Genomic DNA, 10,370 nt, shown 5'->3' with positions numbered 1-10,370 from the left:
GCCGAACTCGCCGCCTCCACATAACCACGCGCCCGCTCCGTCAGATCCCGCAGATGCGCCGGCACAGCCCCCGATCCACCATCCGGCGGCAAGGCAGCCAAATCCCCACCGCCAACAGCCGTGCTGTCAGACGGCGCTGAGCTCTCCTGAGGGTGATTTTCGCTGTTCTGCTCGACGATAGGGCGCATTTCTCTATTAAAGAGCATAATGAACGATAATGCAAGATTATGCATCATTATATGTGTAAGACAACCTGTGCGGTTTAATCGCCATAAATAGCATAAACCGCAAATTTGGTATGTGCTTGCAGTTATGGGCTCGCCCATTATCCCATGCATCTCCTCTCCGACGTTCACCCTCGTCTTGCCCGGTTGGAGCTGCCGCGTGGTCGCAGGCCGGGCGAGCTTACTGCCGCCTTCGCCGCCCGCATCGCTTTGAAGTCGTTGTGCGATCTTGTTCGCTCCGAGCCCGCCTGGGCCGGCTGCTGGCGAGGTCGCCAGGCCCTGAAATGCGCCGCTTTCGCGGTTCGGCTGATGGGACGCAGCGAGAACAAGCCGGCGTTGCGCGATGCCGTTCTGCTGTCGGTCGCTGGTGACGATCCGGTCCCGGCTGGAAGGTGTTTTCGGCCACCAAAGGGCTTTCCACCCGACGACCAGCTTTTTCCTCGAAAGCGGTGGTGGAGCTTGCCTATCTGTTGGGGCCAGGCTGGGACGATCGGTTGTCACTACCGCGACAGCCGCTTCTCGTCGTCTATCAGCGTTAAGCGCGCGGGGGCGGCGGCGCCCCATTGCCACAGGACCAAGTTGAGATCGTCCGCATTGGCGCCTGGCGCGAAGCTCCTGACAAGCAGGCCGTGATAGCCTGCGGCGGCGAGGTGTCGGGCAAAAGTCTGGGTGCGGGCCTCGCCGCTCGCCTTCATCTGCTCTCGCCATGTAGGGTCTGCGAGAGATGACGGCGCCATCCCTTCATCCAGCAATGCGGCCTCGTCCCTGGTGTCGAATACCCGACCGATATCGGCGTCGTAGGAGATTAGCGTAGTCGGCTGCAAGCTGCCGGCCTGGTTGGCCTCGCGAAGGGCGGTCATTACCGTCAGACAGGTGTAGAGCGCTGGCGTGCCCTTTTTGTTGAAGCGGCCGCCATACAACTCCGCCCCGCGCCCGGACATTGGCTCGCGAGCAAAGATCGGGTTCAGTGCTCGAAAGAGCGCGCCTTCATACCGCATCGTCTTGTCAGGCGTGGACGCCGGCATCGACCGCGTCGATATAGTCGAGAACCTCGTCGGCGCGGCCCTCCCGGACCAACTGCATCGCTGTCATTCCTGAGAAGCCCGGCAACGGTTCGGAGCGATACCAGGCATAGGCCATCAGCGCCGACCCGAAGCGCGGTTCCACCTTGTTGACGACCTCGGTCATCTCGCGCAGACGGCGCTGCGTCCTGTCGGACCGGATCCGGTCCTTCCGTTGGATCGCATCCTTGCCGAGTCCGGCCGTGCGGGCGATTTCCTCACTCGTCGTCCGCAGTACATTGGCGATCTTCCGCGGCGAAAAAAGCCCCTCGTCAGCGTATTGCGCAATTCCCATGGCTTTTACCTCAATGTCGACGCCAGTCATTATGACGCAATATAGCGTCAGAAATCTCGGCATTCAAGGGAAGGGCAAAATCAAGAAGGGAGGGGAGAGCAACACACTCGCAGGTCGCGTCTAAGGTGCAGAGGGCGGCGACGCTATATCCAGTGTGTCGGGGAACCTTTGCTATGCCAGCGTCGGCAATAAGACCGGCAAAGGTGCTTTGTCATCTGGAACCCGGAAATTTGAATGCACCGGGTGGTATGGGTCTGCTCGAACTTGCTCAACGTTCGAACGCTGCCCCACTTCAGTGGCGGTTCAGTTACGCAAGCATCTGCAGCCCGTGCTTTTGCACGAGAGAGAGGAGCTTGAGCGCTGGCCCGCTCGGGCGCTTGGCACCTGTTTCCCACTTTTGAACCGTCGACTGGCTTGTGTTCAGATAGCGGGCAAAGACCGGCTGGCTGACATGGTTATCCTCGCGGAGCGCCTTGATCTCGCCGGGCGACAGTTCCTGCGGCATCACAAGGCAATCCTCATCGAAGGTCCGCATCGTTTCCTTGTCGATAGTCCCAGCTGCAAACATGCCCTCGCCAGCGCTATGGATTGCCTCGAACGCATCGCTCTTGAACTTGCGTTTAGTTGCCATGATCAATCTCCAGTAAGGCGCCGATCTGAAGTTCCGCTTCGAGGTCGGCTTTCGCCTTGCCCCGGTAGAGGTCTGCGAGTTTCCGGAACGCCAGAAGCTCGTCGTCATCGATGTTCGCCCGATCCTTCTTGGCGAAGAGATAGGCGAACACCCAGAACTCTCCGGCCTTCGCCAGAACGAAGCATGTTGTCGTTGAGGCGCTTCTTGAAGACGCCACCGCCGAGATCGTCGGCCTGTCCAAGGGCAACCTGCCCGATTGCCTTCGACAACGCCTTGTCGGAGATGCGCGCCTTCTTTGCCGCCTTGGCAAACCACGCTGTCTTGAACACTCGTTCTGACATCGGTCTATATAGCACCAAGTGCTACATCCATCAAGATTTTAATAGGAGAGCTATGCCGTCTCCCATACCTGATTCAGAATCCGGGCAGCAAGCGCGGCCCTGGTTTGCGGCTTTCATGTGCTCTAGTTTCGAATGTTCACTGCAGGCTCTATAAGAAGCCCTCAAGCGCGCGGCGTTACGCGCTAGCCAATACGAGATAGGTGGAATGAAGCAGCAGTTCGACTTGTTCGGGACAGGGGAGGTGAGGGAGCCCGAAGTAAAGGCCCAGTCCGTCCCTAGGGACGGCGTGCAAGGTGTTCAGGATGAGATCGACATGGTCCGCCGGCTCGAAGAAACTGGCCTCTATCGTGTTCTGCGGAAACTGGAGGCACGCGCCATTGCGAATGCACCACGGCCCGGGTTTCCTTTGCGCGGTGTCATCGTCGATACGGAGACTACAGGCCTCAACGCCCGCAAGGACGAAATCATCGAGATCGGGATCGTCGCGTTCAGCTTCGACGCGGCTGGAAACATCGGCGATGTCACGGACGTCTACGGTGGACTGCGGCAGCCAAGTGTCGCCATTCCCGCCGACATCACGCGGCTGGCGAGGTAGCTGATCGCGACGAAGGTGAGGTGGAAGACGCGGAAGCCGGCGAGCTGCCAAGCGATCGCCAGGATGACAGCCATCACAACGGGCCAATTCGAACGCTGCAAGTGTGGAGCGGTCGAGATCGATGCCCTGGCGATTCATGATCTGGGCCTGACGGTAAAGCGGAAGGTGGTCCGCATACTTGGAAACGAGCACATGAGCGACGGTCGCTTCCGTCGGCAGTCCTGCCGGGATCAGCCGTGCTCGAGCTGGAGCCTGGCTGCGAGACACAGTCATGGCCGTGTGTAAGGCGGCACCCGCCCCGGCCCAACCTTCAGGTCGATGACAGCCCGCAACGGCTTTCGATCTTTGGGAGAGCTATGGAGGGCAATCGGCGCTCGGCGCCAAGCAGTTCTCAAGATTGGCTATTTCGGCAATCTTCGCCGGCGCCACCGAGTTCGGCGCGGGCCGCCTTTTAGGGAATACGGAAATCGGGATGCACGGCTTTCCGGTTTTCAGGCTTTGCGTATCCCGATCAGATCTTCTTCCCGGCCTCCGCTCCGCTCTGACCGGGCCGTTTCTTGGGGGCGCTGCCCCCTTGGCGCGGCAAAAGGGCGGCCGGGCGGTATCCCCAGCCTTCCGCGCGGATATGTGCTGCGCACCTTCGTCATGACTAAGATCCGCTTGTGCAGGCCGGGTGTGAGAGCGCGCATCCGGTGAGCGCGTGACCTCGAAAAATTGCGCATGCGGGTTTTCTGGTCTTACGCTATCTTTGAAGTCCCGAGGGGTGGACTTGCCCTGCTTTTCGGAGAGCGATTAGCGCGCCGGTGAAGAAGTATGTGATCCTTGGGTCGTACGACCTGTGTTCATTTGTCTTCCACAACAGGCTGCGCAGGTGTCGCAATGCCTGATCTAAGATACTCGCGGGGCGCGATGCCAAGCAAACGGACGAACATCGCCGTAAACGACGCCGGGTTTTCATATCCAAGATCAAATGCGACTGTCGTGATCGCCTCGCCCTGAGCCAACCTTGGCAACGCCGACATGAGGCAAGCCTGCTGGCGCCAAGCTACAAAGCTCAGGCCAGTCTGGCTTTTGAAGCGGCGCGTGAAGGTCCGCCGGCTCATGGCTGCCTGCTCAACCCAATCGTCGACGGTTTCCTGCGAGTTCGGATGGAGCAGAAAGTCGCGGCACAACGACGATAGCTTCGCGTCACCCGGCAGCGGTAGTGTTAGTGGCACCGGACTGAGACGTCGCAGCTCATGCAGGATGAGATCCATGACAGCACCATCGCGGCCACTTTTGTCATAGTGGCGCGGCATCGTTGCGGCCTCCATCAAGAGTTCTTTCATCAGGCCCGAGATGCTGACAACCTGGCAGTGGTCGAAAGGCGCCTTCGATGCGGCCGGTTCGATATAGATGCTGCGCATTGCGACTGAACCGAGCATCTTAACCTCGTGCTCTGTCCCGGGCGGTATCCACATGCCGCGGTGCGGTGGCATCATCCATGCGCCGCGTTGCGTCGTCAGCATCAGCACGCCAGATGTTCCGTAAAGCAACTGCGCACGGCGGTGGCTGTGCTTTTCTTCGATATATCCGTCTGGATAGGTGATACCCAGCGCCACGATTTCGCGCGGGACGCTGTCGTCAAATGTCGAAAGATCGAAGCCGTCCATTTTGGCCTATTAGCATAATTTAACGGCATACCCCAAGCGGTAGGCCGAGTTGTTAAAGGCTAGGCTTAGGCAATCATAACTTCTTCAGGATTGTTCACAATGAGCACGACGGACATCGTCAAGGATTCGGGCCCGGCGCTTCCCGCCGCCCCCCCAGGAAGACAAGCCCCGCCGAAATCGGCTCGGAGTATAGAGGCGGCTTCTGATATCACGCCCACTCCTGATCGCTGGGGTTCTTTGGTAAGACTGGTTCTCCTTATCGTTGTCGCAGTTGACCGGCGGTTGGAAAAGTACAAACAGATTCGCGATCTTCGGGAACTCACGGACGAGCAACTGGAGGACATCGGGCTCAGCAAGAGAGACGTTGAGCAAGCAAGCCCTGGGGCTTTTTGGGACTTCAAAAAACAGTATCCCTGACCGGGCACGTCGGGCATACCAAGCCTATCCATTGACACGACCAGCAGGCTACCGCTGGCGGAGGCGCTCCAGCCGAGATCACGATAGAAGGGGGAAAGCCACGCCACCGCAGTGGAATAGCCGCCATTGACGAGCCCGAAACAGGCCATCAACAGCCAGGTGCGCGGGCGTCTGAGAGGAGCGCCGGTCTTGCTGATGCCCCCCACGCTCTGCGCGTCTGGTGAAAGGCTGCGCGCACAGAGCCACAGCGCCAAAAGCGCCGGCAGCGCTATCCAGGCTAGCCCCGCATGCCAGTCGCCGGCAGCAGCCGCAATCAGCGGAGCCAGTTGTGCGCCCACCGCGCCGCCGCCCATCAGCATGGTGGCGTAAAGCCCCATCACGACGCCAACATGGTCGGGGAAATGCCGCTTCATGATGCCGGGAAACATGGCCTGAACCGCTGCCGCGCCAAGGCCGAGCAGTGCCGCCGTGGCCACCATCTGCCAGCCGGTCCACACGAACAGTCGCAACAATGAGGCGGCCGCCAGCACCGCAAGCGCGACAAGGATGGAATGCCGAGCACCAACCCGTGCCTGCAAGGCCGTGCCCGCAAAAGCTACCGCCCCCATCAGGAACATCGGCACCAGCGTCAGCAACGAGAGTCCTTGCAAGTCGAGACCGGTCTGCAAGGAAATACCGGCGGCGAGCGGACCGACTCCAGTGATGAACGGCCTCAGATTTAGCCCCACCAGCACAATAGCCGCAAGCAACAGCAGGCGACCGGAAACCGGTGCGGAGTCCTGTTTCATCGTCTTATTTTCGACTGTCGCGGGCTTCGGCCCACTGTTTGTAGAGGTTTTGTCCGGGCTTGCTCTCCAGCGGCAGATGGCTGATTGCCATGGACTGTTCTGCAAACGGGCGCTTCAGGTCGGCGTAGATATCTGAGGTCGACAGGTTGAACGGCGCACCATCCTCGTTGGAATAGGCATAGGCCACGGTGGCCACCCCGGCCAGCCGCATGGCGGCCATGCACATCGGACAGGGGTGGCCGCTGGCATAGACGGAGCTGCCTTGCAGCGCGTCCGGGCCGTGCGTGCGGACGGCGTCGCGAATAGCCAGAAGTTCAGCATGGTCGGTGACGTCATGGCTTAAATGCATTTCATTGACGGCAGTGGCGATGATCTTGCCGCCGTTCACCACCACAGCCCCGAACGGACGCCCGCCAGCCTCGACATTCTCACGCGCTAGCTCAACCGCCTGGCGCAAAAACCCTTTTGCATCGCTCATTGCAACCTCCACGGTCTATCGGCCGCCAGCGGCGGCAAGGATTTTCTCGATGTCGCTGTAGCCGGCGCTGCGTGCATGTTGAAGCGGCGTCACGCCATTGCCGTCCGCCAGGTTGACATTGGCACCGGCCTTGACCAGCAGTTCCACGATCTGCCGGTGGTTGCTGCCGCCATCGCCAAGGATGATTGCCTCAAGCAGCGCGGTCCAGTGCAGGTTGTTGACGTGATCAATATCAACACCAGCCTCGATCAGCGTTTTAACCGTCTCGACATGGCCGCGTTCCGAAGCCGGGATCAGCGCAGTGCCTCCGTAGCGGTTCGTGCTTTTCAGATCGGCCCCATGCGCCAGTGTCATTTTGAGAATTTCAAGATGACCTCGCGCCCCGGCATAGAGGTAGGGGCTGTCATCAATCTTGTCCTTGGCATTGACGTCGGCCCCAGCCTCGATAAGGGCGCGGGCGGAATCGACTGCATTGGCATGGGTCGCCCGCAGCAGCGCTGTCGCTCCGTTGCTGTCGCGTGCATCGATTTTGGCGTCGTCAGTCAGAAGCTGGGTGACGAGCGTGGCGTCGTTCTGCTCAGCCGCGGCATGCAATTGCGTATCGCTCATAGCATTTCCAGGTCCAATGAAGGATGCCGCCAAAACCAAGCTGGCGGCGCTTGTGATGATCGTACGGCGGCGCATAATGAAACTCCTATTGATGGGCACAACAGGCCAGCAGGCTTTGATTTCGGGTATCGTGGAGAGTTGACATTTGAAAATTAAATATTCAGATGTTTTGCATCGCCAATGTGAATGGCTTCCTCTGCCGACGTAACCTATATGTTCGATCCTCGACTGCTTCGCGCCTTTACTGCAATCGTTGATGCGGGAAGTTTCACCCTAGCGGCCGAGCGTCTGCATATGACGCAATCCACAATCAGTCAGCAGCTTGGCCGACTAGAAGATGCAGTAGGTGCTATCCTGATCGAGCGTTCATTGCGCCCGGTTGAACCGACCGCCACTGGCGAGCGGCTTCTGGGATATGCTCGAAGGTTGCTTGCCCTCCAGCAGGAGGCTGAGGCCGCCATGGGCGACCCGGTGGGCACCGCTTCCATCCGCATTGGCGTGCCCGAAGATATTTTCAATGCAGCAATGGCCAGTACATTCAGCGATTTTGCTCGCCGACATCGTAATATTCGGCTGGACGTCACAGCGGGTTTGAGCCGCGATCTCAAGAGACGTTATCGCAACAGCGACTTCGACATCGGTGTTTTCAAGGAAAGCCAGCCGGACCCGGATTGCCGGGCCGCCTTTGCCGAGCCCATGGCCTGGTTTGAGAGCATCGACGTGCCGATGGGCTTGGAGATGGCGAAGGAGCGGGCAATTCCAATCCCGCTCGTCGCCTTCCAGCCGGGCGGGCTTTATCGCGAAGCGATGTTCGAGCGCATCGAGCGCGAAGAGCGTCGCTGGTATGTCGCTTTTGCGGCCAGCAGCCTCCACAATGTACTGGTCGCCGTCGAGGCGGGGCTCGGCCTATCGCTCCTCCCCGTCCATGCAGCGCAAGATTACCGCGTCCGCCGCTATGCGCCGTTCGGCATGGAAACACCTATGGTTGTTGCGCTGTATTCATGGGAGGGAGCAGGGGCGGTTCTGGAGCTGGTCGACGCCATGCAGGCCACCCTTGCCGCCCGGGCCGCGCTATTTCAGCCACACACGGAACCGGTGAGTATTCGTACATGAAAGGCAGCAGGCTGATCCTTGAAAATCAGTTCAGGCTGATTGTCGTTGGCGTGTTGCTGCTCATTTGCACGGCCAGCATTCTGGCGATGGTGGAGCGACAGTCCCTGGTTGCCGAACTGGAGCAGCAGAGCGCGATCCTGCACCGCCTCGCATCGCAGCGAGCCGACCAGCATGACGCCCATATGACTGCCCTGTCGGCGATCGCGCTTGCGGCTGATGGCGCACGACACGACCTTTTTCTTGACGTTGCCGCCACGATCTCGCGTTTTTATCCGCGTATCGATGAGGTGCAGCTCGTTCCGCTGTTTCATGGGGACGAAACCACAGGCACCGAAAAGCTCTATCCCGCACTGGCCGATACGATCCGAGCAGCGGCAATGGCGTCTGATGGCAGCACTGCCGTGTTACCGCATCCAGACAAGCCGCATCATTACATCATGGTCAAGCGCAGTCCCAATACGGAGGCGGCGCGCTACGGGCTGATGCTGGGCATCGATGCGGAAAGGCTGCTTGACGAGGCGGGATCGTTCTGGCTGCGGCCGGGCGCAGCGCTTGGACTTTTACTGCCTGGTGGCCAGAAGCTTATAGCCTATGGCGAGGTGCCGCAAGAGATCCGTTTTTCCGAGCCGCTTGGCAGCGCCTCGCAACCCCTGCAATTGCAAACTGGGATGGAGGTTAGCCTGGTAGACCTGTTTCCGCCAGCCAAGACCGTGGTGGTGCTGCTGGTGGTGGCGCTCGCCTATGTGACGGCGCTTATCATGCTGCGCCAGCGGGCCCGCACCCGCCGTGCACTGGAGCAGGCGCGTCTCAGCGCGCTGGATTCGCGCCTTGCCCATGCATCGCGCGTCAATACACTGGGGGAGATGGCAAGCGGGCTTGCCCATGAACTCACCCAGCCTCTGACCGCAATTCTTGCGCAAGCCCAGGCCGGGCGGCGATTGCTGGCACGCGGCGACACTGCAGCGCTCGCGTCCACAATCGATGACACCGTGACGCAAGTGCGACGGGCGTCCACCATGCTGGAACGCTTCCGCAATTGGTCGCGGCCGCAACACGGACCAACATCAACCTTCGATCTGCGTGAGGCTGTCGCCAACGTACGGGCATTGCTGGAGCCACAGGCAGTGCAGCGTGACGTGCGGCTAGAGTTTGAGATGACGGAAAAGCCGGTGCTGGTGGCCGGCGACCCCATCGAAATGGAGCAGGTCGTCTTCAATCTGGTCCGCAACGCTATTGACGCCACGGGCAACGCCAGCAGCGGCGGGGGGCGCGTTTCCATCAACCTGCGGCAGGATGCGTCCCACACAGTGCTTGAGGTAGTCGATAACGGCCCTGGTGTGCCGAAGCAGTTGCGGCCGCGCCTGTTCACGCCCTTCATGACCACTCGCCCCGACGGCACAGGGCTTGGTCTTGCGCTCAGCCAGCGGCTGGTGGAGCGGGCCGGAGGCGAAATCGCGCTGGTTGACAGCGACGCGGGAGCAGCCTTTCGGGTCGCGCTGCCGCCCAAACCGGAACCGCGGGGGGCCGAACGATGATCCATTCGGTCTATCTCGTGGATGATGATGAGGCGGTACGCAAGGCCCTGGCGTTGCTCCTGTCCACTGTTGGCATCACCACGAAAGGGTTCGCTGATCCTCAGGCCTTTCTGGCCGAGGTGCCAAAACTTGCCCCTGGCTGCCTGATCCTCGATATCAGAATGCCGACCATCTCTGGCCTAAAATTGCAGGAACGACTGGCGGCACAGGGAATCAACTGGCCCACCATCGTCATTTCGGGTCATGGCGACATAGAAGCCTGCCGGCGCGCCTTCCACAATGGCGCAGTCGATTTTCTGCCCAAGCCGGTCGATGAGCAGGACCTTATCGATGCTATCCAGCGTGGACAGGAAGCGCTGACGCGCACGCTGGACCGGCGCGCGGAACAGGCGGAAACGCTGGCCCTGCTCGCCGCGCTCACGCCGCGCGAACGCGAGGTTCTGGACCGTATTGCCGAAGGGTTCACCACGCGCCAGATCGCGGAGGGGCTGGACCTGTCGCCGCGCACCGTGGACAGCCACCGCGCCGCCATCGGTGCCAAACTTGGCACCGTCTCGCAGGCCGAGATGACACGGCTTTGGCTTGAGGGGCGCGAAACTCCGTAGAACTACGGAAAAGGCTCACAAGGCCT

The 10,370-nt window shown here is 60.4% G+C and carries 10 protein-coding genes and 5 pseudogenes; 5 read left to right on the top strand and 10 right to left on the bottom strand.

The features are described 5' to 3' along the window. Positions 1 to 326 (bottom strand): annotated as a pseudogene (locus MKI86_RS18370) (hypothetical protein); the annotation flags it as partial. Between the two features lie 6 nt (positions 327 to 332). Between MKI86_RS18370 and MKI86_RS18365 the strand changes: the two are divergent. Beyond that, positions 333 to 563 (top strand): annotated as a pseudogene (locus MKI86_RS18365) (DUF1403 family protein); the annotation flags it as partial. A 161-nt stretch (positions 564 to 724) separates the two neighbouring features. On the opposite strand, the gene MKI86_RS18360 reads toward MKI86_RS18365, so the two are convergent. From MKI86_RS18360 to MKI86_RS18345, 4 genes and pseudogenes are all read right to left on the bottom strand, one after another. Further along, positions 725 to 1,222, bottom strand: a complete 498-nt coding sequence (locus MKI86_RS18360; protein ID WP_241603861.1) for an RES family NAD+ phosphorylase — start codon at positions 1,220 to 1,222, stop codon at positions 725 to 727. 7 nt (positions 1,223 to 1,229) lie between these two features. Then, positions 1,230 to 1,580 (bottom strand): MbcA/ParS/Xre antitoxin family protein, encoded by a 351-nt coding sequence (locus MKI86_RS18355; protein ID WP_241603860.1) that lies wholly within the window; start codon positions 1,578 to 1,580, stop codon positions 1,230 to 1,232. A 307-nt stretch (positions 1,581 to 1,887) separates the two neighbouring features. Beyond that, positions 1,888 to 2,211 (bottom strand): helix-turn-helix domain-containing protein, encoded by a 324-nt coding sequence (locus MKI86_RS18350; RefSeq protein ID WP_241603858.1) that lies wholly within the window; start codon positions 2,209 to 2,211, stop codon positions 1,888 to 1,890. Further along, positions 2,201 to 2,552 (bottom strand): annotated as a pseudogene (locus MKI86_RS18345) (type II toxin-antitoxin system RelE/ParE family toxin). Before MKI86_RS18345 ends, MKI86_RS18350 begins: the two are co-directional and overlap by 11 nt. Positions 2,553 to 2,757: 205 nt before the next feature. Between MKI86_RS18345 and MKI86_RS18340 the strand changes: the two are divergent. After that, positions 2,758 to 3,138, top strand: a pseudogene (locus MKI86_RS18340) (exonuclease domain-containing protein); the annotation flags it as partial. Positions 3,139 to 3,243: 105 nt separating this feature from the next. On the opposite strand, the pseudogene MKI86_RS18335 reads toward MKI86_RS18340, so the two are convergent. From MKI86_RS18335 to MKI86_RS18315, 5 genes and pseudogenes are all read right to left on the bottom strand, one after another. Continuing rightward, positions 3,244 to 3,402, bottom strand: a pseudogene (locus MKI86_RS18335) (IS66 family transposase); the annotation flags it as partial. A gap of 587 nt (positions 3,403 to 3,989) precedes the next feature. Next, on the bottom strand, positions 3,990 to 4,799 hold the full coding sequence (locus MKI86_RS18330; protein ID WP_241603856.1) for an AraC family transcriptional regulator: 810 nt from the start codon (positions 4,797 to 4,799) through the stop codon (positions 3,990 to 3,992). 65 nt (positions 4,800 to 4,864) lie between these two features. Further along, positions 4,865 to 6,004 carry an MFS transporter gene (locus MKI86_RS23960; RefSeq protein ID WP_241603853.1) on the bottom strand — a complete coding sequence of 380 codons (1,140 nt, stop codon included), beginning with the start codon at positions 6,002 to 6,004 and terminating at the stop codon, positions 4,865 to 4,867. Between the two features lie 4 nt (positions 6,005 to 6,008). Then, positions 6,009 to 6,482 carry a nucleoside deaminase gene (locus tag MKI86_RS18320; protein WP_241603850.1) on the bottom strand — a complete coding sequence of 158 codons (474 nt, stop codon included), beginning with the start codon at positions 6,480 to 6,482 and terminating at the stop codon, positions 6,009 to 6,011. A gap of 15 nt (positions 6,483 to 6,497) precedes the next feature. Continuing rightward, positions 6,498 to 7,091, bottom strand: coding sequence for an ankyrin repeat domain-containing protein (locus MKI86_RS18315; protein ID WP_241603847.1), 594 nt, complete (start codon positions 7,089 to 7,091; stop codon positions 6,498 to 6,500). Between the two features lie 213 nt (positions 7,092 to 7,304). On the opposite strand from MKI86_RS18315, the gene MKI86_RS18310 reads away from it, so the two are divergent. The 3 genes from MKI86_RS18310 to MKI86_RS18300 are packed head-to-tail and all read left to right on the top strand — an operon-like array spanning position 7,305 to position 10,344. Then, positions 7,305 to 8,204 (top strand): LysR family transcriptional regulator, encoded by a 900-nt coding sequence (locus tag MKI86_RS18310; protein WP_241603844.1) that lies wholly within the window; start codon positions 7,305 to 7,307, stop codon positions 8,202 to 8,204. Further along, positions 8,201 to 9,739 (top strand): sensor histidine kinase, encoded by a 1,539-nt coding sequence (locus tag MKI86_RS18305; RefSeq protein ID WP_241603841.1) that lies wholly within the window; start codon positions 8,201 to 8,203, stop codon positions 9,737 to 9,739. Before MKI86_RS18310 ends, MKI86_RS18305 begins: the two co-directional genes overlap by 4 nt. Continuing rightward, positions 9,736 to 10,344 carry a response regulator transcription factor gene (locus MKI86_RS18300; RefSeq protein ID WP_241603837.1) on the top strand — a complete coding sequence of 203 codons (609 nt, stop codon included), beginning with the start codon at positions 9,736 to 9,738 and terminating at the stop codon, positions 10,342 to 10,344. Before MKI86_RS18305 ends, MKI86_RS18300 begins: the two co-directional genes overlap by 4 nt. Positions 10,345 to 10,370 lie beyond the last annotated feature (26 nt).

The sequence above is a fragment of the Shinella sedimenti genome, assembly GCF_022601905.1.
Lineage (GTDB): Bacteria > Pseudomonadota > Alphaproteobacteria > Rhizobiales > Rhizobiaceae > Shinella > Shinella sedimenti.
Note: the sequence above shows the minus strand (reverse complement) of the source record. Positions and strands in the feature narration are given on the sequence as shown.

Excerpts from the sequence above, each read along its gene's own strand:
- MKI86_RS18355 (WP_241603860.1), bottom strand. The coding sequence starts at position 1,580 with ATGGGAATTGCGCAATACGCTGACGAGGGGCTTTTTTCGCCGCGGAAG.
- MKI86_RS18300 (WP_241603837.1), top strand. The coding sequence starts at position 9,736 with ATGATCCATTCGGTCTATCTCGTGGATGATGATGAGGCGGTACGCAAG.
- MKI86_RS18315 (WP_241603847.1), bottom strand. The coding sequence starts at position 7,091 with ATGAGCGATACGCAATTGCATGCCGCGGCTGAGCAGAACGACGCCACG.
- MKI86_RS18360 (WP_241603861.1), bottom strand. The coding sequence starts at position 1,222 with ATGCGGTATGAAGGCGCGCTCTTTCGAGCACTGAACCCGATCTTTGCT.
- MKI86_RS23960 (WP_241603853.1), bottom strand. The coding sequence starts at position 6,004 with ATGAAACAGGACTCCGCACCGGTTTCCGGTCGCCTGCTGTTGCTTGCG.
- MKI86_RS18330 (WP_241603856.1), bottom strand. The coding sequence starts at position 4,799 with ATGGACGGCTTCGATCTTTCGACATTTGACGACAGCGTCCCGCGCGAA.
- MKI86_RS18350 (WP_241603858.1), bottom strand. The coding sequence starts at position 2,211 with ATGGCAACTAAACGCAAGTTCAAGAGCGATGCGTTCGAGGCAATCCAT.
- MKI86_RS18305 (WP_241603841.1), top strand. The coding sequence starts at position 8,201 with ATGAAAGGCAGCAGGCTGATCCTTGAAAATCAGTTCAGGCTGATTGTC.
- MKI86_RS18310 (WP_241603844.1), top strand. The coding sequence starts at position 7,305 with ATGTTCGATCCTCGACTGCTTCGCGCCTTTACTGCAATCGTTGATGCG.
- MKI86_RS18320 (WP_241603850.1), bottom strand. The coding sequence starts at position 6,482 with ATGAGCGATGCAAAAGGGTTTTTGCGCCAGGCGGTTGAGCTAGCGCGT.